This is a genomic window from Rhodococcus sp. IEGM 1307 (genome assembly GCF_030056915.1).
Taxonomy (GTDB): domain Bacteria; phylum Actinomycetota; class Actinomycetes; order Mycobacteriales; family Mycobacteriaceae; genus Rhodococcus_F; species Rhodococcus_F opacus_D.
The window spans coordinates 566,376-588,373 of record NZ_JASHKW010000001.1; the positions used below are offsets into that span (position 1 = coordinate 566,376).

Genomic DNA, 21,998 nt, shown 5'->3' on the forward strand with positions numbered 1-21,998 from the left:
GTGCAGATGACCGAGCAGGATCCCCGCAGGCAGCGCTCTCGCGCGAGACTTCTCGACGCCGCGACAACTCTTCTCGCGAAGGGTGGCACCGACGCCGTGACGATCGACGCCGTCACCAAGCTGGCGAACGTGGCTCGGGCCACGCTCTACCGGCATTTCGGCAACGGCACCGAACTGGTCGCCGCGGCGTTCGGGCGGCTGCTCCCACCCGCGCCGACCGTGCCCGCCGACGGCGACCTCCGCGGCCGGCTGGTCGAGCTGATGGTCAGTCAGGCGAAACTCATCGAGAGTGCCCCCATGAACGTGACGGCCATGTGCTGGCTCGGCATGGGCCCCGCGCTGGACGACTACTCGAGCGCGACCGCTGTCGAGTCGGACAAACCGGAACTGCGGACGCTGAGGCAGACCATCGTCGAGCAGTACCGGGCGGCATTCGACCAGGTCTTCGGCACACGGGAGGCGGCCGAACGCCTCGGCGAATTCGACTACGACCTCGCTCTCGCTCAACTCATCGGACCACTCGTCTTCACCCGGCTCGCGACCCTGACCCCGCTGGGACCGACCGCGTGTGAGCAGATCGTCGACGACTTCCTCGCCGCACGCGCCGCCCAGGTCGCCGCGGGTCCCGCGAAGCCGACGCTCCTCGAGATACCGCCTGCTCAGGCGTTGTGACGTCGACAGCTCCGCGCGTCGTCATTACCGTGGCACGTGCGCGCGGCACCGGATGCCGCGCGTATCGAATGAATGGTGTGGGAAGGTTTCTCGATGATCACTGATGCACTCAACTGGCTCCTCGGTGCTTGGGGCGGCGTCGCCGCCGGCAGCAGCGGATACTCCATCCCGCCCGGAACCCTTCCCTTCGGAAGCTGACGGTCGCTAGGCGTCCCGGTCTCGACGCAGCACGAACTGTTCGAGTCGTCGAATCCCTCGAACGCGTCGTGGACGTAGCTGCTTGAGGTAGTAACCGGGAGCGTCGGCGAGTTCGTGGGCGAGCGCCTCGTCGATCAGCACCGTGCCGGGACGCGCCGAACCGGTGAGTCGCGCCGCGGTGTTGACGACGGAGCCGTAGAGGTCGCCGAACCGGACGAGCACCGGACCCATCGCGAGTCCTACCCGCAGTTCGGGGTCCGCCTCGTCCGGCAAAACCTTCTCCTGCAGCTGCAGGGCGATCTCCGCCGCATCGGACGGCGACTCGACGGCGAACATCACCTCGTCGCCGACCGTCTTCACCACCCACCCCTGATGCCGGCCGATGACCGACGTCGACGCCGACTCGAATCGTTCCAGAAGGTCGCTCAGTTCCCGGGCACCGAGCTGACGGGTCAGCGACGTGTACCCGACGATGTCCGCAAAGCCGACCACCAGTTTCCGGCTCGCGACCTCCTCGCCGGGGTTCCCGACGTTGCGACCGGTGGTCGAGGCGATGTGCCTGCGCCACACGTACGCCTGCAACGACTCGACCGCTGGAAGGATCTCGGCGGTGAGTTCGCGCACCTGCTCCCGGATGGCCTGCTCGTCGCTGCCCGCGGACCCCGCGAGCTGATCGACGATGTGGGTGCTGATCAACGAGACCTGCCATTCGGCGAGCCGCGACATCGACTGGCCGAGAGCACGAGCCGCCGCCACCTCGCGTTCCGGCGAGATGATCCCCTGACCGACGAGCGACGCGATCGTGCGCAACGCGGCGGCGTCCCCCTCGGTGAACATGACGCCGTCCGGGTCGGTGTCGACCGCGAAACCCATCGACACCCACAGGCGGTCGGCCCGTTCGAGGGACACCCCCGCGAAGTCGGCGATCTCGGCCCGCGTGTAGCGGCGGGGCCCGCCCAGAAGCGACTCCTCGAGATCGGCCTGGACGTCGCGGAGCAGGCTCGGTGAGATCTGCGTCGTCGTTGCGGTCTCGTCGCCATTCTCCGGTGCTTCCGAGGTCACGTCGTTCCTCTCATTACGTTCGATCCGCCCGCACGATCGCCGGTGCGTCCGCCCTCTCAATCTGCCACTGTGCGAGCCCGTCCGATGCGGAACCGTCGGTGGGGTGTGCGAGAGTTGCGGTGCTCACGAGCGTAACCAGGAGACAGACCAGAAAGGACAGCGCATGCCGCCCCGTAGACGTTCCGGTGCCGCCGCACCGGATCACCTGACCGCGGAGAATCTCGAGACCCTCGCTGCCGCGATCGCGGAAGGTAAGCGGGCCACCGTGTATCTGCGCGAGGCGATGCCCAGCCTCGGGCTCGAGGCCGGAGCCTCGGCGAAAGTTATCTCGGTGCAAGGCAATACGCTCTTGATCCGACCCAAGGGCGTCGACGACGAGCTCCCCTTCGAAGCGGAGGAGCTTCTGATGAGACGAATTCCGGCACCCAAGCCTGCGCCCGCACCCGCCGCCCGCGCGACACCGGTCGTGCACCAGGAGATCGAACCCGGCCCGCCCCCCGCCCCCAAGACTGCAGCCCCCAAGGCACCCGCCGCCAAGACCGTCGCGACGCCTGCACCCGCCGCTGCCGCGGTCCCGAAACCCGCCGCGGCACCGGCCAAACGCACCAGCAAGAAAGTGCCCGCGGGGGTCAGTGTCACCATCCACGCCGGCGCCGACAACGACTGGAGCGTCACCGTCGCGCACGGCGCCAAGCGCCCCGGCAAGGCCGTCCCCGTCTCTCCGGACGCCGTCGAACGCGCCGTCCGGGAACTCGGCGAGGAGACGGCGATCGAGGCCGTCGAGTCGATCATCGTGGCGGCACGCAACCTCGCGGCGGCCCGGGTGGACGAGCTGAGCCGGCAACTCGAGGACGCCCGCAAGGCACTGGAGGCACTCGGCGCCGTCGAGTAGCGCCCGGGTGAGTAACGGTCGCGGTCTCTACATCGGCATTCCCCCCACAGGTCTTGCGTGGGGTGGGATTCTTATGGGGAGACACGCGGCCGTCGGGGCTCATCCGGGAAGGTTCGAAAAATGTTGAAACGATTCGCGGCGGTTGTTGCGGCGACAGCGGGAATTCTGGGATTCGTTGCGGCGGGGTCCGCGACAGCAGCTCCGGCCGCCGTCTTGGGGGGCGGTTCGGGGATCGTGGTGAACGACGAACTCGTCTGCTCACTCACCACTATCGGACACGACAACGCGGGCAGGCTTGTCGGCCTGACGGCGGGCCACTGCGGTGAACCGGGCTCCTACGTGGTGCCCGAAGCCAGTCAGGACAGCGGCATCGTCGGAGAGTTCGTCGTCTCCAATCCCGCTCTCGACTATGCGGTGATCCAGTTCGACCCGGCGGAGGTCGTCCCGGTCAACCGGGTCGGCGGCGTCACCATCACCCACATCGGCGCACCGGCAGCCTTCCCGCAGGTGGCGTGCAAAGAAGGCCGCACCACGGGAAACACCTGCGGCATCGTCTACGGCGACCTCATGCAGACAGGGGAGACGTGGACCCAGGCCTGCGTGATCGAGGGTGACTCGGGCGCACCGATGGTCGTCGGCACCACCCTGGTGGCCATGGTCAACGCCTACCTCGCGGCACCGTGCATCGGCCCGGAGATCGGCACCAACCTCAACTCGATCATCGCCGACATGAACGCGAGCGGCGGTCCCGGCGCCGGGTTCCGGCCCATCTAGGCGCCTCCGGCGCTCGTGCGCCTTTTTGGTAGCCAGGACAACCAGAAAGGCGCACGGGCGCGAAGCGCCTACCCGCAGACGGCGCCGCCCGACGCGGAACCGACCAGCTTCGTGTACTTGGCCAGGACCCCGCGGGTGTAGCGCGGGGGCAGCGGCTCCCACCCGTTCTTGCGGCCGGCGAGTTCCTCTTCGTCGACGAGCAGTTCGAGGGTGCCCGTCCCGACGTCCAGCCGGATTTGGTCGCCGTCGCGGACGAACGCGATGGGACCACCGTCGACGGCCTCCGGTGCCACGTGGCCGACGCACAGGCCGGTGGTGCCGCCGGAGAATCGGCCGTCGGTGAGCAGGAGGACGTCCTTGCCCAGTCCGGCACCCTTGATCGCGCCGGTGATCGCGAGCATCTCGCGCATGCCGGGTCCGCCCTTGGGACCCTCGTAGCGGATGACCACGACGTCGCCGTTCGTGATGGTGCCGTCCTCGAGGGCGTCCATCGCGGCCCGTTCCCGTTCGAAGACGCGGGCGGTGCCGGTGAAGACGTCGGAGTCGAACCCGGCCGACTTCACCACCGCGCCGCCCGGGGCGAGGGACCCCTTGAGGATCGTGATCCCGCCGGTCGGGTGGATGGGCGAACTCATCGCGCGGAGCACCTTGCCGTCCGGGTCGGGAGGGGCGATTGCCGACAGGTTCTCGGCCATGGTCTTGCCGGTGACGGTGAGGCAGTCGCCGTGCAGCATCCCGGCGTCGAGCAGGGCCTTCATGATGACGGGGACGCCACCGATGTGGTCGACGTCCTTCATCACGTGCTTGCCGAACGGTTTGACGTCCGCGAGGTGCGGGACGCGGGCGCCGACGCGGGAGAAGTCGTCGAGGGTGAGTTCCACATCCGCTTCGCTCGCGATCGCCAGCAGGTGCAGGACGGCGTTGGTGGAACCGCCGAAGGCCATGACCACGGCGATGGCGTTCTCGAACGCCTCCTTGGTGAGGATGTCCCTGGCGGTGATGCCGCGGCGGAGCAGTTCGACGACGGCTTCACCGCTGCGCCTCGCGAATCCGTCGCGACGACGGTCGGTGGCGGGCGGGGAGGCGCTGCCGGGCAGTGACATGCCGAGCGCCTCGGCGGCGCTGGCCATCGTGTTCGCGGTGTACATTCCGCCGCACGCGCCCTCGCCGGGACAGATGGCACGTTCGATGGCGTCGACGTCCTCACGGCTCATCAGTCCGCGTGAACAGGCGCCGACCGCCTCGAACGCGTCGATGATGGTGACGTCGCGTTCGGTGCCGTCGGACAGTTTGGCGACACCCGGCAGGATCGAACCGGCGTAGAGGAACACGCTCGCGAGGTCGAGGCGGGCCGCGGCCATCAGCATGCCGGGCAGGGACTTGTCGCAACCGGCGAGCAGCACCGACCCGTCGAGGCGTTCGGCCTGCATCACCGTTTCCACGCTGTCGGCGATCACCTCACGGGAGACGAGGGAGAAGTGCATGCCCTCGTGTCCCATCGAGATGCCGTCGGACACGGAGATGGTGCCGAACTCGAGGGGATATCCGCCTGCGGCGTGGACGCCGTCCTTGACGGCCTTCGCGAGCCGGTCGAGCGACAGGTTGCAGGGGGTGATCTCGTTCCAGGACGACGCCACGCCGATCTGGGATTTCCCCCAGTCGTCGTCGCCCATGCCCACCGCACGGAGCATTCCGCGCGCTGCGGTCTTCTCCAGTCCGTCGGTGACATCACGGCTGCGGGGTTTGGGATCCGGGGTACTCATGTGTCCCAGCGTAGGCGGGACCCTCGGCGGCGGTTGGTTAAATGCGTTGCCGGGGATCGCGACCGGTCAGGGCGATCAGGCGGTCCTGCAGCGGCGCGTCGTCCGGAAGGTCGACGGGGTCGGCGAACAGTCCGCTCTCGGAGAGCATCTCGCGTTGGCCGTCGAGATCCGACCAGACGCCGGCGACGAGTTGCGGGTCGAGTGTGTCGTCGGATCCGGTGGCCTTGGCGAGGTCCCATGCGTGGATGGTGACGTCGGCGATCTGCTGCCGCAGATACGGCTCGAGTGGCACCGTCCCGTAGGACAGGTGGACCTTCGTCTGCGGGTCGGTCGACGACCACGCGTGGATGGCCGCGTCCGAATACCGCTGCCATTCCGAGCGCATGTCGCCGTGCAGGGGCTCGATGTCCGGGGTCGCTTCGCCGACCGTTTTCCCCGCGAGTAGTGGGGGAACCCACTGCTGTTCCTCGATGACGTGCCGCACCAGCTGGGTGACGTCCCATTCGCGGTCCGGGGTCGGCGCCGACCAGTCGGTGATCGCGGCGACCCGTGCACCGAACTCGCGGTGGGCGATGCGGGCGAGTTCGAACCAGTCGAATGCCATGCCTTCAGGGTAGAGGCAGCCGGGTCACGATCAGCGCGATTCCAAACGATGCACCTGTCGGGGTGCTCGGGAAGGATGGGCCGCATGACCAACATCCCCACCGTGCAGTTGTCCGAAGGCCTCACCGTCAGCGCGCAGGGCTACGGCGCCATGTCCGTCGCCCCCGTGTACGGCCCCGTCGATGCCGCGGAGGCGCTCGCGACCCTCAACCACGCCATCGACATCGGAGTGACGTTCATCGACACGGCCAACGTGTACGGAGACGGCGCGAGTGAGATCGCGGTGGGCACGGTGCTGAAGGAACGCCGCGACGAGGTGCAGCTGGCCACCAAGTTCGGTCTCGTCGGCAACATCGCGAACGGCCGGCGCAGCATCAACGGCAAGCCCGACTACGTGGCGCAGGCCCTCGACGAATCGCTGTCCCGGCTCGGCGTCGACACCGTCGATCTGTACTACCTGCACCGCGTCGACCCCGAGGTGCCCATCGAGGACACCGTCGGCGCGATCGCGGAACAGGTGAAGGCAGGCAAGGTCCGCAACATCGGACTGTCGGAGGCGACCGGCGACGAACTGCGTCGCGCGTCACAGGTGCACCCGATCGCCGCGATCCAGAGCGAGTGGAGCATCTGGAGTCGCGACGTCGAGAAGCACGTGGTTCCCGCGGCGGCCGAACTGGGCATCGGCTTCGTGCCGTACTCCCCGGTGGGCCGCGGCTTCCTCACCGGAACGTACGACCCGGCCACGCTGGGCGACAAGGATCTGCGCCGCCGGTTCCCGCGTTTCGGCGACGATGCGCTGCCCGCGAACCTCAAGGTGCTCGACGTCGTCCGCGAGGTCGCTGCCGAGCTCGACGCGACGCCCGCCCAGGTGTCGCTGGCGTGGCTGGACGCGAAGGGCCGCGAATTCGGGTTGCCGTCCGTGTCGATTCCCGGCACCCGGTTCGCGGCGCGCGTCACGGAGAACGCCGGCGCGCTCGCACTCACGCTGACCGAGGGGCAGATCGCGCGTCTGGACCTGCTCGCGGATCTCACCGTCGGCGAGCGCACGGCCGATCCGACCTGGGTGTCGCTGGGTCGCGAGTGACTTCACTCAGCGGGTAATGCCTGCTGGGGGGTAGTTTGATCTGCGATGAGCAGAGTGTGGTTGGTGTGGGGCGTCGGGGTTGTCGCTTATATCGTCGCCGTCCTGCACCGAACCTCGTTCGGTGTGTCGGGCCTCGCGGCGACGGAACGATTTTCGATCAGTCCGAGTGTGTTGTCGGGGTTCGTCGTACTCCAGATCGTGGTGTACGCGGGGATGCAGATCCCGGCCGGTGTGCTCCTCGACCGGTACGGGTCGCGGATCATGATTTCCGCGGGCGCCCTCATCATGGCCTCGGCGCAGATGCTCCTCGCGCTCACCGAATCGCTGCCGCTGGCGGTCGCCGCGCGCGTTCTCGTCGGCGTCGGCGACGCGATGACGTTCATCTCCGTGCTGCGCCTGGTGCCGCAGTGGTTCGCGCCGCGGCGGGTCCCGCTCGTGTCGCAGCTGACCGGAATCTTCGGTCAGATCGGTCAGATCCTGTCGGCGCTGCCGTTGATGCTGTTGCTGAACGGGCCGGGCTGGAGTTTCGCGTACGGCAGCGCGGCGTCGCTCGGTTTGCTGTCGTTCGTGCTCGCCGTCTCCGTCATCCGCAATGCGCCTCCCGGTCTGGAGGTGGTGGCCGCGCCCGCCGGACTGCGGGAGGTGGGCAGACAGATCCGCGCCGTGTGGGGCCGTCCCGGCACCCGGCTCGGGTTCTTCACGCACATGGGCACGCAGTTCTCGATGACCACGTTCGCCCTGCTGTGGGGTGTGCCGTACCTGAGGTCGGCGCAGGGGTTGTCGCCGGCGGAGGCCGGTTCGCTGCTGACGCTGTCGGTGATCTCGGCGATCGTGGCCGGGCCGATCATCGGCATCCTCAGCGGCCGCTTCCCGATGCGCCGCTCCTATCTGGTGCTGGCCATCATGATCAGCAACGCGGCGATCTGGACCGTCGTCCTGTCGCTGCCGGGTCCGGCGCCGATGTGGTTGCTGATCGTGCTGGTGATGGTGATCTCGGTGGGCGGCCCCGGTTCCATGATCGGCTTCGACTACGCCCGCATGTTCAATCCCAGCACCAGCATGGGAACGGCGCAGGGAATGGTCAACATCGGCGGCTTCCTGGCGTCGTTGCTGGTCATCCAGGCGATGGGTCTCATTCTCGACGCGATGGGCGGGTACTCGTTCGACGCGTTCCGGGTGGCCTGGCTCGTGCAGTACCCGGTCTGGATCGTGGCGATCACGGGTGTTCTGGTGACGCGGGGGAAGACGCGGAAGCAGATGGGGTTGGTGTTGCGGCCCATCCGTCAGGTGTGGCGGGAGCGGGGCGGTCGCTGAAAGGGCTAGTTACACTCTTACATGATGTGTAACACTATAACGCATGAGCAATGAGCGATCGGAAGATCACGCCGTCCTGACGGCACCCCCGATGCAGTGGGACGCCTGGGGCGCGCCGGAAAAGCACAAGGTCCTCTCGGACGGCATCAAGGGACTGCTGCAGCAGGCCCTCGGCGTCACGATCAGGGAGCCCTCCGACCGGGCGGCCGACGACGTCGTTCTGGCTCCGAGCGCACTGTCCGACCAGCAGGTCGCCGCGCTCGCAGACATCGTCGGAGAACAGTTCTGCAGCACCGCGCACGCCGACCGGCTGCTGCGTTCCGGCGGCAAGAGCACGCTCGACCTGCTGCGCCGCCGCAGCACGGAACCGCAGAACGGACCCGACGCCGTGGTCACTCCCGGCACGGACGACGAGGTCGCCGACGTGCTCCGATACTGCGCCGACCACGGCATCGCCGTGGTGCCGTTCGGTGGCGGAACGAGCGTGGTCGGCGGGCTCGACCCCGTGCGCGACCGATTCGACGCCGTCGTCTCGCTGGACCTGCGCCGGTTCGACGCGCTCGTCGACCTCGACACCGACTCCGGCATCGCGACGCTGGGAGCGGGTGTGACGGGTCCGCTGGCCGAGGAACTGCTCGGCGCGCACGGCTTCTCGCTCGGGCACTTCCCGCAGAGCTTCATGTTCGCGACCATCGGCGGCTTCGCGGCCACCCGGTCGTCGGGGCAGGCGTCCGCGGGGTACGGGCGGTTCGAGGACATGGTGCAGGGACTGCGGGTGGTGACCCCCACCGGGACCCTCGACACGGGGCGCGCCCCGGCCTCCGCGGCGGGTCCGGACCTCGGCGAACTGTTCGTCGGGTCGGAGGGCACGCTCGGTGTCATCACCCGGGTGCGGGTGCGGGTGCACGCGGTCCCCGACACCACCGTCCGGGAAGGGTGGAGTTTCCCCGACTTCGAGACGGGCGCGGCGGCTCTGCGGGCGCTGCGGCAGGAAGGTGCGGTCCCGACCGTGTTGCGACTGTCCGACGAGGCGGAGACGGCGGTGAACCTCGCGACCACCGACAAGATCGGTGAGGAGACCGTCACCGGCGGCTGCCTGGCGATCACGACGTTCGAGGGCACGGCCGAGCACACCGCGGAGCGGACGGCGGAGGCACGTGCCGTCCTGGTGGCGCACGGCGGCACGTCCCTGGGCGAGGGACCCGGAAACGGCTGGGAGCACGGCCGTTTCGACGCGCCGTACCTGCGCGACTCGCTGCTCGACGCCGGAGCGCTGTGTGAGACGCTGGAAACCGCGACCACCTGGGGCAACCTCGCTGCGCTCCGCACGGCCGTGACCACCGCGCTGACGGAGTCGCTGTCCGGGCAGGGCACCCCGCCGCTCGTCCTCTGTCACATCTCGCACACGTACCCGACCGGCGCCTCGCTGTACTTCACTGTCGTGTCCGCGCAGGCGGACGACCCGATCGAACAGTGGCGGAAGGCCAAGGCCGCCGCCGGGGATGCGATCGTCGCCGCCGGCGGCACCATCACGCACCACCACGCGGTCGGAGTCGACCACCGCCCGTGGATGCGGGACGAGATCGGCGACCTGGGCGTCGCGATCCTGCGGGCGGTCAAGGACACGGTCGACCCGGCGGGAATCCTCAACCCCGGCAAGCTGATTCCGTGAGCACCCAGCAGGTGATCGAGAAGGTCACCGTCCTCGTCAACCCCCTCGCCGGGCACGGTCACGCACCCGTCGCCGGCCGCAAGGGGGTGGCCCGCCTGCGTGAGCGCGGGGTCGCCGTCACCGAGATCATCGGGACGGACGCCGATCACGCGCGCATGCTGGCCCGCCGGGCGATCGACGACGGCACCGACGCGCTCGTCGTCGTCGGCGGGGACGGCGCCATCAGCATCGGGTTGCAGGCGGCGGCGCAGTCCGGGACACCGGTCGGACTGATCCCGGCCGGCACCGGCAACGACCACGCGCGCGAATTCGGTATCCCCGTCGGCGATCCCGTCGCCGCGGCCGACGTGATCACCGACGGGGAGGTGCAGGAGTCCGACCTCGCCAGGATCACGCTCACAGACGGCGCGGTGGTGTGGGCGGGCACCATCGTCGCGAGCGGATTCGACTCGCTCGTCACGGACCGCGCCAACCGGATGTCCTGGCCGAAGGGTCCGATGCGGTACAACCTCGCGATGCTCGCCGAACTGACGCAGCTCCGCCCGCTGCACTACACCATCGAACTGGACGAGGAGACGTTCCAGGTGGACGCCACCCTCGTGGCGGTGGGCAACGGACGCTCCTACGGCGGCGGCATGCAGATCTGCCCGGGTGCCGACAAGACCGACGGCCTGCTCGACGTCACGGTCGTCGACTACGGTCGCCGGTCGAGGCTGGTCCGCTTGTTCCCCCGGGTCTACAAGGGCACACACGTGGATCTCCCCGACGTGCAGACCTACCGTTCACGGACGGTGCGACTGCAGTGCGACGGCATCACGGCCTACGCGGACGGCGACCGGGTCGGCCCGCTGCCGGTCACCATCGAGGCGGTGCCGGACGCCCTGCGCATCCTCAGCCACACCCCGGCCTGAGCGGTCACAACCCGCGCAACCGGTCCATCTCGCGGCGTTCGCGTTTGGTGGGCCTGCCGGCGCCGCGGTCGCGCTGCGGTATCGACGCGAGGACTTCGCGCGGTGGGGGCGGCGGTGTGTTGTCGGTGTAGCACTCGACCGCCACCACCGCGCCGACCCGTTTGGTGATCGGCCGGACGACCTCGACGATGCGTTCGACACCCGCCGCGCGAATGCGGACCTCGTCACCGGCCTTGACCGCCTGCGCCGGTTTGGCGGTGGTGCCGTTGACCCGCACGTGCCCCGACCTGCAGGCGGCCGCCGCCGCGGAGCGTGTCTTGAACAGCCGGATCGCCCAGGTCCAGCTGTCGACCCGGACGCTCGCGGGATCGGTACCCGAAATCGCCACCCGACCAGGATACGAAAGGGTGCGACTCGATTGCTGATCGCGGGTGCCGCCTCGAGGTATCGGGCGCGGTCGTCCAGAACGCCGGGCGTGGGCTGACACGATAAACGGAGTGTGCTTTCCACTTCAGGTAGCATCGAGTTCATGGTGAAGCCGGGGTCGAAAGAGGCACGGGATGCGTGCAGGCAGGCGTTGCGCACCGACGCCGAGCGCAACCGCTCGCGCGTCGTCGATGCGGCGCAGGAGGTGTTCGCCGAGCAAGGGTTGACGGCCTCCATGGCCGAGGTCGCCCGGCGAGCCGGGGTCGGCATCGCGACGTTGTATCGCCGTTTCCCCACCAGGGAGGATCTGATCACCGATGTCTTCGCCGACAAGATGAGCGCCTACGTCGACGCCATCGACGAGGCCGCGGCCGACCCCGATCCGTGGAACGGTTTCTGCGCCTACGTCGAGCGGGTGTGCGCCATGCAGGCGGAGGATCGCGGCTTCACTCACGTGCTCACCATGACGTTCCCCACCGCAAGCGAATTCGAGGCGAAGCGGGCCGAGGCCTACCGCGGCTTCGAGCGGCTGATCGAACGCGCCAAGGAGACGGGTCGGCTGCGCGCGGACTTCTCCTCCCAGGACCTGGTGTTGCTTCTGATGGCGAACGCGGGGGTGGTCGAGGCGACAGGCGCCGCGGCCCCTGATGCCTGGCGTCGTCTCATGGGCTACATGCTCCAGGCGTTCTCGGCTGTCGGCGCCGCACCGCTGCCGCCTGCACCCACTCCGTCGGCGATGCACGAGGCAATGGTGGGGGTGACGTGTGGAGCAGCGAACGGCCGATGACGTGACCGGACTGCTGAGTCTCCGAAGCTCCGACGGGGGACGGGATCTCACCCGATTCCTGATGTCGTACAAATTCGGCATCGACGAGATGATGACCAAGATCAACATCTTGAAGGACGAGTTCACCTACATTCACGAGTACACCCCGATCGAGCACGTGAAGTCGAGGCTGAAGTCGGCCGACAGCGTGCTGGGCAAGGCTGCCCGCAAGGGTATTCCGCTCACTCTCGACTCCATCCGCGACAACATCCACGACATCGCCGGAATCCGGATCACCTGCAGCTTCATTCAGGACGCGTACCGGATCAGCGACCTGTTGACGGGCCAGCAGGACATCACCCTCATCGAGGTCAAGGATTACATCGCCGAACCCAAACCCAACGGATACCGGAGCCTGCATCTGATCGTCGAGGTTCCGGTGTTCATGTCCGACCGCGTCGAATCGGTGCGGGTGGAGATCCAGATCCGTACGGTGGCCATGGATTTCTGGGCAAGCCTCGAGCACAAGATCTTCTACAAGTACGACAAGGCGGTCCCGGCCGCGCTGCTGGACGAGTTGAAGGATGCTGCCGACGTGGCCCGCAATCTCGACGTCAAGATGGAGGCCCTCCACGACGAGGTGCGCGAACACGGGGCAGCGCTACACGTCATCGCTTCGGTGGAGTAGGGCTCGACCGCGCGATTGCCGGTTGCACTGCCGGACCGGTGACGTCGCAATGTGGTTTGCATGCAACCGAATCCGGGACGGGACCAAGCGGGGTGGGAGCGGGCGGGGCGGGCGCCCGGATCAGGGCTGCGGCGATGGTCGCCCCGACCAGGAGCAGTGCGATGCAGATGTACATCGCGATGCGGAAGCCGTGCGAGAAGCTGGTGGGGTCGATCATGCTTTCGGCGTCGATCCCGGCGATCCCGGGGAGCGCGGCCACCGCCAGTAGCTGGCTGGTGCGCGCGACGGCGTTGTTGACGCCGGAGGCGATGCCGGACTGGTCCACCGGGACGGACCCGAGCACGGCGGCGGTCAGCGGCGCGACCATGGCGGACAGTCCGAGGCCGAAGACGACGACGCCGGGGAGCACGACCGTCCAATAGTTCGCACCCGGCCCGATCCGGGTCATCAACAGCAGGCCGACCGCTGCGAGTGCGGGCCCGACGGTCATCGGCAACCTGGGGCCGTGGGTCTGGGCGTAGCTGCCGGCGCGGGAGGAGAACGCCAGCATCGCCAGCGTGATCGGGATGGTGGCGACCCCGGCTTCGATCGGCGAGTATCCGGCCACCAACTGCAATTGCAGGACAAGCAGGAAGAAGACGCCGCCGAGTGCGGCGTACACGGCGAGCGTCACCAGGTTCGCCGCCACGAACATGCGCGACGCGAACAGGCTCGGCGGCACCAGGGCGTTCGGTGAGCGCCGTTCCACCACGACGAACGCGATCAGCGCGACGGTCCCGACCACCCCGGCGATCAGGTTCATCTCGATCAGACCGTAGGTGAGCGCGCCGAGGCCGATCACTGCGCACACCGACCCGACCACGTCGAGATGATCGGGAGGATGCGGGTCGCGGCTCTCGGGGACGTGCCGCATCGATGCCCACACGACGACGGCGGCGAGCGGAAGATTGAGCAGGAACACCGACCGCCAGCCTGCCACCTCCACCAGCCAGCCACCCAGTAGCGGCCCGATCGCCCCGGCCACCCCGCCGAGGCCCGACCACAGTCCGATCGCGGCGCCCCGGTCGTCTTCGTGGATCGACGCCGAGATCAGCGCGAGGCTGCCGGGGGTCAGCATCGCGGCCCCGACACCCTGCAGGATCCGCGCGATCACGAGCATCGTGATGTCGGGTGCGATGCCGCACAGGAGTGACGCCGCCGCGAACCAGACCGTCCCCCAGACGAAGACGCGGCGCCTGCCCCAGCGATCCCCGAGCGCCCCGCCCAGCAGGATCAGCGACGCCAGGGCGAGGGTGTAGCCGCTCAAGACCCACTGCATTCCCGCGACATCCGACCCGAGGTCCTCGCCGATGTGCGGCAGGGCGATGTTCACCACCGTGCCGTCCAGTAGCGCGAGGCTCGAGCCGAGAACGGTGGCGGTGACCACCCACCGTCCCTGGCGGGTGCTCAGGCGCAGCACTGTCTCGGTCATCTCCCCATGGTGCGCCGCCGTCCAGGCAGCGGGGTGCTCGTTGCGATTTCTCGCGCCGGCTTCGGCATACTCGAGCACGTGTACATCGAAGTCGACGACCTGTCCCGCGAGGCCGTGCACGGTCTTCTGGCCGAGCACCTGGCGGACATGCGTGCGACGTCGCCGCCCGACAGTGTTCACGCCCTCGATCTGCCCGGTTTGCGGGACCCGTCGGTCACCGTGTGGACGCTCTGGGACGAGGAGGCCGTGCTGGGAACCGTGGCTCTGCGTGAGCTCTCACCGGCCGAAGGCGAGATCAAGTCGATGCGGACTGCCACGGAGGCGCGCGGGCGGGGTGTGGCCACCCGGCTCCTCGCGCACCTGGTCGACGAGGCGCGGGCACGCGGGTACGTCCGGCTCAGCCTCGAGACCGGCGTCGAGGATTTCTTCGCCCCGGCCAGGCGTCTGTACACCGAGCACGGCTTCACCGAATGTCCCCCGTTCGGGGACTACGGCAACGATCCGAACAGCATCTTCTTCACACTCTCCCTGTGACGGCCCTGTCCGTGCGACACTTTCCGCCACGCACCTCGATATACGGAGAACTCATGGACATCATGCGCAAGGTCGCAGTCGGGGCCGTCGCGGTGGCCGGCCTGTCTTTCTTCGCCGCGGGGACGGCCGCGGCAGACCCGGTGCCGGCCCCCATGCCGCCGCCGCTACCCGCGCCGATGCCGGTCCCGTTGCCTGCCGGGACATACCTCGGCACCACCAACGTTCTCGGTGGCGACCTGATCTGGAAGGGCAAGACGTTCGGGCCCGGGTGGGTCATGGACAACTTCGGTGTGTTCTTTCCGTACATCTTCGGCATGACCACCCCGGAAGCGGGCGGTTCCCTCGTCACCGACTACAGCCCTTCCGGGCTGCCGTTCCTGACCGACCGGATCACCCCGAGGCCCGACGGCACGTACGAGGGCACCGTCTACCTCAACGGCAACCCCGTGGCGGGGTACGCCCTCCACAAGTAGCCGATCAGCAGGTCTACACCTTCGACGGTGTGAGCGGTTCGGGGGTAATCGAGTTCGGCGCCGCGGGGGTGGCGCGGCGGGTGGGGATGGCCAGCGTGATGGCCGCGGCGACGAGTGCGACACCGCAACCGATCAACAGGCCGGTTCGGAAGCCGCCCTCGGTGGGCAGGGTGTGGCCGGCGACCTGGACGCTCATCTGGGCGAGAACCACACCGACGACGGCAGCGGACACCGCGGTACCGACCGAGCGCATCAGAGAATTGACGCTGTTGGCGGAGGCGGTCGCGGACTGCGGCACGGCGCTCATCACCATGGCGGGCATCGCGCCGTAGGCGAGACCGACACCCGAGCCGCAGATGCAGGTCACCACGACCAGGCCCCACGTCGACCCCATCAGGAACATCGACGATCCGTAGCCGAGCGCGATGACGAGGCTTCCGACGAGCAGGGTGACCTTCGGTCCGCGGGTGGACGACAGCTTGGCGCCGAAGGGGGAGACCGCCATCATCATCAGACCCGAGGGGGCCATCCACAGGCCCATGGCCAGCATCGACTGTCCCAGGCCGTATCCCGTCGACGCCGGCAACTGCAGGAGCTGCGGAACGATCAGGGACTGGGCGTACATGGCGAAGCCGACGACGACGGACGCGGCGTTGGTCAGCAGCACCTGACGGCCGGCGATCACCCGCAGGTCGACCAGCGGTTCGGGAGTGCGGAGTTCCCACCAGCCCCAGGCCGTCAACGCGATGACCGTGGTCGCGAACAGACCGAGGGTGGTGCTGCTCGCCCAGCCCCAGTCGGCGCCCTTGGACACCGCCAGCAGCAGGGACACCAGTCCGACACCCAGTCCGACCGCGCCGATGGGATCGAAGCGGGCCTTGGGCCCGTGGACGGGCGTGGCAGGCACGAAGAACCAGAGCAGCACGGCGATCAGCGCGCTGAGCCCGGCGGCGCCCCAGAACAGCACGCGCCAGCTCGCATTCTCCGCGACCGTTGCGGCGAGCGGCAGACCGAGGGCGCCGCCGATGCCCATGGACGAGCTCATCAAGGCGATGGAGGAGTGCAGGCGCTCGGGCGGCAGCAGGTCCCGCAGTGCGCTGATTCCCAGCGGAATCATGCCCACACCGATGCCCTGCAGCCCTCGGCCGATCACCATCGGGGCCAGGGACGTCGCGAGCGCACAGACCACCGAGCCCAGGACGAGCGGCACCGTGCAGATCAGCATCATCCGCCGCTTGCCGTACAGGTCGCCGAGACGTCCGGTGACCGGTGTTGCCACGGCGCCGGCGAGCAGCGTCGCGGTGATCACCCAGGACGCGTTGGAGGCGGTCGTGTCGAGCAGTCGGGGGAGGTCGCCGATCAGCGGCACCACGAGGGTCTGCATGAGCGCGGCGACGATGCCGGTGAAGGCCAGAACGGCGACGAGGCCGCCCGGTCGGACGGCGGGCGTCGGACTGTCCACACGAATCTCCTCAACTCAGCGAAACACAATTTGTGCACCATACACAGCGTATGCATGGTGCACAACGTATGTATCGTGCAATGAGGCTCAGGAGGCGCGTTTTCCGAGGTAGGCGGCGGCGAGTCCGCACGCGACCACGGCAACCACCGACAGTCCGGTCGATGTCCACGCCCACGAGTCCGGCCCCGGCGCGCTCTCGGATCCGACGAGCGGCGTGTACGCCGTCCACCCGTAGTCGGCGATCAGCGGGACGGCCAGCGCGGCCGGGGCCGCCAGCGACATCGCGGTGACCGATTCGCTCGACGGCAGACTCGACGCGACCGTGTACGAGGCCGCGAGAGGAAGGAGAAGCCACGTCGCACCGACGTGCAGGTTGTCCCACGGTGGGTGCTCGAACAGCGCCGACGCGGCCACGACTGCAAGTGCCGCGATGCCGGACACCGGGTGAGGGAAACGCCTCCCGAGCACGGCACCCGTCAGCGCGAGCGCCGCCGGCACCAGCAGCCACGGCCAGGAGTCCGGGAACGCCGCCACGCCGATGTCCCCCGCGGCGACGAACGCCATAGCGGCAAGCAACACGACCCCGGTGCGGCCCTCCAACCACAGCGAGGCGGCGATCACCACCACGACGAGGACGAGTCCGAACATCCACCGGCCCTGCATCGCACCGTCGGCGCCCACGTTCCAGACACGACGAACGAACCACCAGTACAGCACCAGCCCGATCAGCGGCAGAACGATCCCGGTGACGAGGGCGCGCCCGCTCACCGCGACCTCCGTCCGCTCACCGAGGTCGCCGGACGCGAGCGTGACGGCCAGAACCACGGCCGTGAGCGCGAGGAGGGCCAGCGTCACCGGCTCGAACAAGGGTTCCGGAAGGTAATCGGCGTAGCGCCGGGGAAAAGACGTCCGGAAGTGGTCGATCGGGCCGGCGAGGAGGAGCCCGGTGAGCACCCCCGCCGCGAGTGCGGTCTGCAACCATGCCCGGTCGGCGGTGGCGCACAGTCCGACGAGACCGCCGAGGAGCAGGCCCGCACCGACTCCGCCGAGGTACATCTCGAGGTCCCACGGCCCCGTCACCGGAGCGACACCCAGCAGCGCCAGGCCGGCGAACGACAGCGTCGACAGGATCCGGCGGGCACGAACCAGCGCTGCCACCAGGACGGCGACGATCGCGGCGAGGAAGGCGCCTGCGGCCGGACCGACATACAGCGCGTCCAGGCGGTTGCCGTCGACCACGAACGCGAACTCACTGGACGTGGTGGACGTCAACGCAATTCCCGCGACGAACCCGCCCAGCAGCAGGCACACGTGCGAGATCCTGAATGTCATCCCCTGAGCATCGCGTAAGGGCACCGGCCTTGAAGTGACCGACGCGCAGGAGAAGGCTGGAGGTCGTGCTGTGTCCACGGCAGAGAAGGGGTGGTCCGCTTGGTCATCGACAACGACGTCTACAACCGTGTGGGGGAGTCGTGGTGGGAGGAAGACAACCCACTCAACCTGCTGCACGGAAGTCTGACGCCGGGACGATTCGCCTACTTCCGTAAGGTGCTCGGCGAAACGGTCGGTCGTGACCATCGCGGACACCGCGCCCTCGACGTCGGTTCGGGCGGCGGGTTCCTCGCGGAGGAGTTCACCCGCATCGGTTTCCGGGTGACGGGCATCGATCCGTCCCCGGTGTCGGTCGACACCGCACGGCGTCACGCCGCCGACTCGGCCCTCGACATCGAGTACCGCATCGGGTCGGGCGAACAGTTGCCGGTGCCGGATGCCGCGTTCGACGTCGTCTACTGCTGCGACGTCCTCGAGCACGTGTCGGATCTCGACGGAGTGATCGCCGAAACGTCCCGTGCGCTGAAACCCGGCGGCCTGTACCTGTTCGACACCATCAACCGCACATTCGCCAGCAAGCTCGTCGCGATCAAGATCATGCAGGAGTGGCGGATGACCCGGATGTTCGACACCCCCATCCACGACTGGTCGATGTGTATCCGTCCGGCGGAACTGGCACCGATCATGGAGCGGCACGGTCTGCGGCTCGGCGAGATCGTCGGGCTCGGGCCGCGGTCGAAGAATCCTCTCCGGCTCCTCGACCTCGCCCGGGCGGGCGGAACACGGCTCAGCTACGGGGAGTTGAGTCGCCGGCTCGACTTCGGGCAGATCCGGAGCACGGCCATCTCCTACATGGGATTTGCGGTCAAGAACGGCGAAAGCCCGCCGCGACGACGCGACGGGCTTCCGGACGGGCGTGACTAGCTGTAGTCGTAGAAGCCCTTACCGCTCTTCTTGCCGAGCTGTCCGGCGTCCACCTTGCGCTTGAGCAGCGTCGGGGGAGCGTAGTGCGGCTCGGCGAATTCCGCGTACAGCGACTCCGCCGCGGCGAGGGTGATGTCGAGGCCGACGGTGTCGATCAGCGTCAGCGGGCCCATCGGGTAGCCGCAGCCGCCCTTCATGGCCTCGTCGATGTCCTCGGCGGTCGCGTAACCCGACTCGAGCATCCGGACCGCCGACGTGAGGTACGGGATGAGCAGCGCGTTCACGATGAAGCCCGCGCGGTCACCGGCCCGCACCGTCTTCTTGCGCAGCGTGTTCTTCGCGTAGTCGGTGACCGCGAGGACGGTCTCCTCCGACGTGACCAGGCTGACCACGATCTCGACCAGCGGCATCACCGGCACCGGGTTGAAGAAGTGGACGCCCACGACCTGCCCGGGACGCTGCGTGGCGTTGGCCATCTTGATCAGCGGGATGGACGACGTGTTGGACGCCAAGATGCCCGACGGCTTCACGATCTTGTCGAGCTTCTGGAAGATGTCGACCTTGAGCGCCTCGATCTCCGGTGCCGCCTCGATCACGAGGTCGCGGTCCGCGAACTCCTCGATGTCGAGGGTGACCCGCACGCGGGCGAGCGCGGCATCCGCGGCGTCCTGGTCGAGCTTGCCCGCCTTGACCCCGCGAGCCAGGGACTTCTCGATCCGGGCCTGCGCGGCCTCGGCGAATTCCGGCTTGGTCTCGAGGATGAGAACCGAGCTACCGGCCTTGATACATACCTCGGCGATGCCGGCACCCATGGTGCCGCCGCCGATCACGCCTACTAGTTCCACAAATTCTCCTCACGTAGCCGTGCGCCTTTTTGGTAGCGGGAGCTACCAAAAAGGCGCACGGGCGGCGTAGCCGCCTACTTCAACAGTGCACGCGACATCACGACGCGCTGGATCTGGTTCGTGCCTTCGTAGATCTGAGTGATCTTCGCATCACGCATCATCCGCTCGACAGGGAAGTCGGTGGTGTAGCCGGCGCCACCGAACAGCTGGACGGCGTCGGTGGTGACCTCCATCGCGACGTCGGAGGCGAAGCACTTGGCGGCAGCGGAGATGAAACCGAGGTTCTTCTCGCCGCGCTCGGCGCGGGCCGCGGAGGTGTAGACCATGAGGCGGGCGGCCTCGACCTTCATCGCCATGTCGGCGAGCATGAACTGCACGGCCTGGAAGTCGCTGATCGACTTGCCGAACTGCTTGCGGTCCTTGGTGTAGGCGAGAGCGGCGTCGAGGGCACCCTGCGCGAGGCCGACGGCCTGCGCGCCGATGGTGGGACGGGTGTGGTCGAGGGTCTGCAGCGCCGTCTTGAAACCGGTGCCGGGCTCGCCGATGATGCGGTCGCCGGGGATCTTGCAGTTCTCGAAGTAGAGCTCCGCGGTGGGCGAACCCTTGATGCCGAGCTTCTTCTCCTTCGGTCCGACGACGAAGCCCTCGTCGTTCTCGTGGACCATGAACGCGGAGATGCCGTTGGCGCCCTTGTCGGCGTCGGTGACGGCCATGACGGTGTACCAGCTGGACTTGCCACCGTTGGTGATCCAGCACTTGGAGCCGTTGAGGATCCAGTCGTCGCCGTCCGCCTTGGCGCGGGTGCGCATGCTGGCGGCGTCCGAACCGGCCTCACGCTCGGACAGTGCGTAGGACGCCATGGCCTCGCCGGACGCGAGCTGCGGTAGGACCTGCTGCTTGAGTTCCTCGGACCCGTTGAGGATGAGGCCCATGGTGCCGAGCTTGTTGACGGCGGGGATCAGGGAGGAGGAGCCGCAGACGCGGGCGACCTCTTCGATGACGATGCAGGTGGCGACGGAGTCGGCGCCCTGGCCGTCGTATTCCTCGGGGACGTGGATGGCGTTGAACCCGGAGTTCACGAGGGCGACGCGGGCCTCTTCGGGGAAGCGTGCGTCCTCGTCGACCTGCTTCGCGTAGGGGGCGATCTCCTTCTCGGAGAGCGCGCGGATCGCGGACCGCAGTTCGTCGTGCTCTTCACCGAGCTTGAACAGATCGAAGTCCGGATTTCCGGCCATGGGGCGCTCCTTGCTGAGTCTCGACGGCACCGAGTCTGAATAGGCACTCCGTGCCAGGGTTATTGTCGTTCAGGCGGGCCGCAATGTTCGTGGTCGGCAAACTACTGCCACTACAGTGCAGTCAACCACGGCACTGAGTGCCAGTCAAGGGTGGTTGTCGTCACCCGGCCGCCTCAGCCCCGGCGCCGGGACAGCTGGGCCTGGATGCGCCCGGTGATCTCGTCCACCGGCGTTCCCGGCGGGTACGACACCACCAGCACGGCGTCCTGTTCCTGCGTCGATGCCCCCGGAGCGACGCCGAACGTCCGGCGCACGTCGAGGAGGGCCCGCTCGAGTTCCTCGGCGGTGGCGTCGGGGTCGCCCTTGATCATGTTCCGGAGCAGGAAGTTGTGGCACGCGGTGACAGCGGCCGCGAATCCGATGACCTTCAGGACCGGCTCGGTGGGTACGACGCCGCGCAGGTAGTCGACGAACAACCGCTCGTAGCGGAAACCGGTGACGATCTCCCGGTCTCGCAGGGCGGGCACCCGCTGCACCACCTGGTACCGGCGAGCCGACAGCTCCCGGTTCTCGCGAAACCTGTCGAAGACCAGGCCTGCCGTCCTGCAGACCGCCGCCCACGGGTCGTCGGAATTCGTGGACAGATAATCGCCTGCCTGCTGCAACAGCGATTCGTGATCGGCGAAGATCACGTCCTCCTTGGAGCGGAACTGGCGGAAGAACGTCCGCCGGGACACGCCCGCCGCGGACGCGATCTGCTCGACGGTCGTCGCCTCGTACCCGTTCTCGGAGAACAGCCGGATGGCCTGCGCCACGACGTGGACGCGGAAGTCCGCGGGATCGATGCCGGGTGTGTCGACGCGCTCGGTCATGGGGCCCAGTATCCATCGGCGGCAT

General features: G+C 68.2%; 22 protein-coding genes. 12 read left to right on the forward strand and 10 right to left on the reverse strand.

The annotated features are described in order from the left end of the window. A complete protein-coding gene (locus tag QM841_RS02625; protein WP_283330806.1) occupies positions 1 to 672 on the forward strand; it encodes a TetR/AcrR family transcriptional regulator in 672 nt (223 codons plus the stop codon). Positions 673 to 876: 204 nt separating this feature from the next. Here QM841_RS02625 and QM841_RS02630 read toward each other — a convergent pair whose 3' ends face one another. Continuing rightward, the gene (locus QM841_RS02630; protein ID WP_283330807.1) at positions 877 to 1,932 is read right to left on the reverse strand and encodes an adenylate/guanylate cyclase domain-containing protein; all 1,056 of its coding nucleotides are present in this window, start codon (positions 1,930 to 1,932) and stop codon (positions 877 to 879) included. A gap of 163 nt (positions 1,933 to 2,095) precedes the next feature. On the opposite strand from QM841_RS02630, the gene QM841_RS02635 reads away from it, so the two are divergent. Beyond that, positions 2,096 to 2,824, forward strand: a complete 729-nt coding sequence (locus QM841_RS02635; RefSeq protein ID WP_283330808.1) for a DUF6319 family protein — start codon at positions 2,096 to 2,098, stop codon at positions 2,822 to 2,824. 120 nt (positions 2,825 to 2,944) lie between these two features. Continuing rightward, positions 2,945 to 3,598: a S1 family peptidase gene (locus tag QM841_RS02640; protein ID WP_283330809.1), complete on the forward strand. Its 654-nt coding sequence runs from the start codon at positions 2,945 to 2,947 to the stop codon at positions 3,596 to 3,598. Between the two features lie 68 nt (positions 3,599 to 3,666). On the opposite strand, the gene ilvD is transcribed toward QM841_RS02640, so the two are convergent. Together ilvD and QM841_RS02650 are read right to left on the reverse strand one after the other, a co-directional pair. After that, the gene (gene ilvD, locus QM841_RS02645) at positions 3,667 to 5,361 is read right to left on the reverse strand and encodes a dihydroxy-acid dehydratase (protein ID WP_065489475.1); all 1,695 of its coding nucleotides are present in this window, start codon (positions 5,359 to 5,361) and stop codon (positions 3,667 to 3,669) included. Positions 5,362 to 5,398: 37 nt separating this feature from the next. Beyond that, positions 5,399 to 5,965 carry a TIGR03086 family metal-binding protein gene (locus QM841_RS02650; RefSeq protein WP_283330810.1) on the reverse strand — a complete coding sequence of 189 codons (567 nt, stop codon included), beginning with the start codon at positions 5,963 to 5,965 and terminating at the stop codon, positions 5,399 to 5,401. Positions 5,966 to 6,049: 84 nt separating this feature from the next. Between QM841_RS02650 and QM841_RS02655 the strand changes: the two genes are divergently transcribed. The 4 genes from QM841_RS02655 to QM841_RS02670 all read left to right on the forward strand — a co-directional run bounded on the left by QM841_RS02655 (position 6,050) and on the right by QM841_RS02670 (position 10,945). After that, complete coding sequence (locus QM841_RS02655; protein WP_283330811.1) at positions 6,050 to 7,048, forward strand: aldo/keto reductase; 999 nt, start codon at positions 6,050 to 6,052, stop codon at positions 7,046 to 7,048. 45 nt (positions 7,049 to 7,093) lie between these two features. Then, a complete protein-coding gene (locus QM841_RS02660) occupies positions 7,094 to 8,362 on the forward strand; it encodes an MFS transporter (protein WP_280778511.1) in 1,269 nt (422 codons plus the stop codon). A gap of 91 nt (positions 8,363 to 8,453) precedes the next feature. Continuing rightward, on the forward strand, positions 8,454 to 10,034 hold the full coding sequence (locus tag QM841_RS02665) for an FAD-binding oxidoreductase (RefSeq protein WP_283330965.1): 1,581 nt from the start codon (positions 8,454 to 8,456) through the stop codon (positions 10,032 to 10,034). Further along, positions 10,031 to 10,945 carry a diacylglycerol kinase gene (locus QM841_RS02670; RefSeq protein WP_283330812.1) on the forward strand — a complete coding sequence of 305 codons (915 nt, stop codon included), beginning with the start codon at positions 10,031 to 10,033 and terminating at the stop codon, positions 10,943 to 10,945. The genes QM841_RS02665 and QM841_RS02670 overlap by 4 nt, the downstream gene beginning before the upstream one ends. A gap of 4 nt (positions 10,946 to 10,949) precedes the next feature. Here QM841_RS02670 and QM841_RS02675 read toward each other — a convergent pair whose 3' ends face one another. Beyond that, positions 10,950 to 11,333: an RNA-binding S4 domain-containing protein gene (locus tag QM841_RS02675; protein WP_280778509.1), complete on the reverse strand. Its 384-nt coding sequence runs from the start codon at positions 11,331 to 11,333 to the stop codon at positions 10,950 to 10,952. Positions 11,334 to 11,474: 141 nt separating this feature from the next. On the opposite strand from QM841_RS02675, the gene QM841_RS02680 reads away from it, so the two are divergent. Both QM841_RS02680 and QM841_RS02685 read left to right on the forward strand, forming a co-directional pair. Then, on the forward strand, positions 11,475 to 12,158 hold the full coding sequence (locus tag QM841_RS02680) for a TetR/AcrR family transcriptional regulator (protein ID WP_283330813.1): 684 nt from the start codon (positions 11,475 to 11,477) through the stop codon (positions 12,156 to 12,158). Continuing rightward, positions 12,136 to 12,825 (forward strand): GTP pyrophosphokinase, encoded by a 690-nt coding sequence (locus QM841_RS02685; RefSeq protein WP_005255930.1) that lies wholly within the window; start codon positions 12,136 to 12,138, stop codon positions 12,823 to 12,825. Before QM841_RS02680 ends, QM841_RS02685 begins: the two co-directional genes overlap by 23 nt. Here the strand turns inward: QM841_RS02685 and QM841_RS02690 are convergent. Further along, complete coding sequence (locus tag QM841_RS02690) at positions 12,806 to 14,296, reverse strand: MFS transporter (protein WP_283330814.1); 1,491 nt, start codon at positions 14,294 to 14,296, stop codon at positions 12,806 to 12,808. The genes QM841_RS02685 and QM841_RS02690 overlap by 20 nt on opposite strands. 6 nt (positions 14,297 to 14,302) lie before the next feature. On the opposite strand from QM841_RS02690, the gene QM841_RS02695 reads away from it, so the two are divergent. Further along, positions 14,303 to 14,830: a GNAT family N-acetyltransferase gene (locus QM841_RS02695; protein WP_283330815.1), complete on the forward strand. Its 528-nt coding sequence runs from the start codon at positions 14,303 to 14,305 to the stop codon at positions 14,828 to 14,830. 53 nt (positions 14,831 to 14,883) lie between these two features. Further along, on the forward strand, positions 14,884 to 15,303 hold the full coding sequence (locus QM841_RS02700; RefSeq protein ID WP_280778504.1) for a hypothetical protein: 420 nt from the start codon (positions 14,884 to 14,886) through the stop codon (positions 15,301 to 15,303). Positions 15,304 to 15,316: 13 nt separating this feature from the next. Here the strand turns inward: QM841_RS02700 and QM841_RS02705 are convergent, their stop codons facing one another. Together QM841_RS02705 and QM841_RS02710 are read right to left on the reverse strand one after the other, a co-directional pair. Next, positions 15,317 to 16,765 (reverse strand): MFS transporter, encoded by a 1,449-nt coding sequence (locus QM841_RS02705; protein WP_283330816.1) that lies wholly within the window; start codon positions 16,763 to 16,765, stop codon positions 15,317 to 15,319. Positions 16,766 to 16,852: 87 nt separating this feature from the next. Beyond that, positions 16,853 to 18,097, reverse strand: a complete 1,245-nt coding sequence (locus tag QM841_RS02710) for a hypothetical protein (RefSeq protein ID WP_283330817.1) — start codon at positions 18,095 to 18,097, stop codon at positions 16,853 to 16,855. Positions 18,098 to 18,187: 90 nt separating this feature from the next. On the opposite strand from QM841_RS02710, the gene ubiG reads away from it, so the two are divergent. Continuing rightward, positions 18,188 to 19,021, forward strand: a complete 834-nt coding sequence (gene ubiG / locus QM841_RS02715) for a bifunctional 2-polyprenyl-6-hydroxyphenol methylase/3-demethylubiquinol 3-O-methyltransferase UbiG (protein WP_283330818.1) — start codon at positions 18,188 to 18,190, stop codon at positions 19,019 to 19,021. Here ubiG and QM841_RS02720 read toward each other — a convergent pair. The 3 genes from QM841_RS02720 to QM841_RS02730 form a co-directional block, all read right to left on the reverse strand. Next, positions 19,018 to 19,866 (reverse strand): 3-hydroxybutyryl-CoA dehydrogenase, encoded by an 849-nt coding sequence (locus QM841_RS02720; RefSeq protein WP_105422728.1) that lies wholly within the window; start codon positions 19,864 to 19,866, stop codon positions 19,018 to 19,020. The genes ubiG and QM841_RS02720 overlap by 4 nt on opposite strands. 74 nt (positions 19,867 to 19,940) lie before the next feature. After that, positions 19,941 to 21,101, reverse strand: a complete 1,161-nt coding sequence (locus tag QM841_RS02725; RefSeq protein ID WP_009478133.1) for an acyl-CoA dehydrogenase — start codon at positions 21,099 to 21,101, stop codon at positions 19,941 to 19,943. 173 nt (positions 21,102 to 21,274) lie between these two features. Then, positions 21,275 to 21,973: a TetR family transcriptional regulator gene (locus tag QM841_RS02730; protein ID WP_283330819.1), complete on the reverse strand. Its 699-nt coding sequence runs from the start codon at positions 21,971 to 21,973 to the stop codon at positions 21,275 to 21,277. Between the last annotated feature and the right edge of the window lie 25 nt (positions 21,974 to 21,998).

Bases quoted from the DNA above. Each gene is read 5' to 3' on its own strand.
- QM841_RS02635 (WP_283330808.1), top strand. From the start codon at position 2,096: ATGCCGCCCCGTAGACGTTCCGGTGCCGCCGCACCGGATCACCTGACC.
- QM841_RS02640 (WP_283330809.1), top strand. From the start codon at position 2,945: ATGTTGAAACGATTCGCGGCGGTTGTTGCGGCGACAGCGGGAATTCTG.
- ilvD (WP_065489475.1), bottom strand. From the start codon at position 5,361: ATGAGTACCCCGGATCCCAAACCCCGCAGCCGTGATGTCACCGACGGA.
- QM841_RS02650 (WP_283330810.1), bottom strand. From the start codon at position 5,965: ATGGCATTCGACTGGTTCGAACTCGCCCGCATCGCCCACCGCGAGTTC.
- QM841_RS02655 (WP_283330811.1), top strand. From the start codon at position 6,050: ATGACCAACATCCCCACCGTGCAGTTGTCCGAAGGCCTCACCGTCAGC.
- QM841_RS02660 (WP_280778511.1), top strand. From the start codon at position 7,094: ATGAGCAGAGTGTGGTTGGTGTGGGGCGTCGGGGTTGTCGCTTATATC.
- QM841_RS02665 (WP_283330965.1), top strand. From the start codon at position 8,454: ATGCAGTGGGACGCCTGGGGCGCGCCGGAAAAGCACAAGGTCCTCTCG.
- QM841_RS02680 (WP_283330813.1), top strand. From the start codon at position 11,475: ATGGTGAAGCCGGGGTCGAAAGAGGCACGGGATGCGTGCAGGCAGGCG.
- QM841_RS02690 (WP_283330814.1), bottom strand. From the start codon at position 14,296: ATGACCGAGACAGTGCTGCGCCTGAGCACCCGCCAGGGACGGTGGGTG.
- QM841_RS02695 (WP_283330815.1), top strand. From the start codon at position 14,303: ATGGTGCGCCGCCGTCCAGGCAGCGGGGTGCTCGTTGCGATTTCTCGC.
- QM841_RS02700 (WP_280778504.1), top strand. From the start codon at position 14,884: ATGGACATCATGCGCAAGGTCGCAGTCGGGGCCGTCGCGGTGGCCGGC.
- QM841_RS02710 (WP_283330817.1), bottom strand. From the start codon at position 18,097: ATGACATTCAGGATCTCGCACGTGTGCCTGCTGCTGGGCGGGTTCGTC.
- QM841_RS02725 (WP_009478133.1), bottom strand. From the start codon at position 21,101: ATGGCCGGAAATCCGGACTTCGATCTGTTCAAGCTCGGTGAAGAGCAC.
- QM841_RS02730 (WP_283330819.1), bottom strand. From the start codon at position 21,973: ATGACCGAGCGCGTCGACACACCCGGCATCGATCCCGCGGACTTCCGC.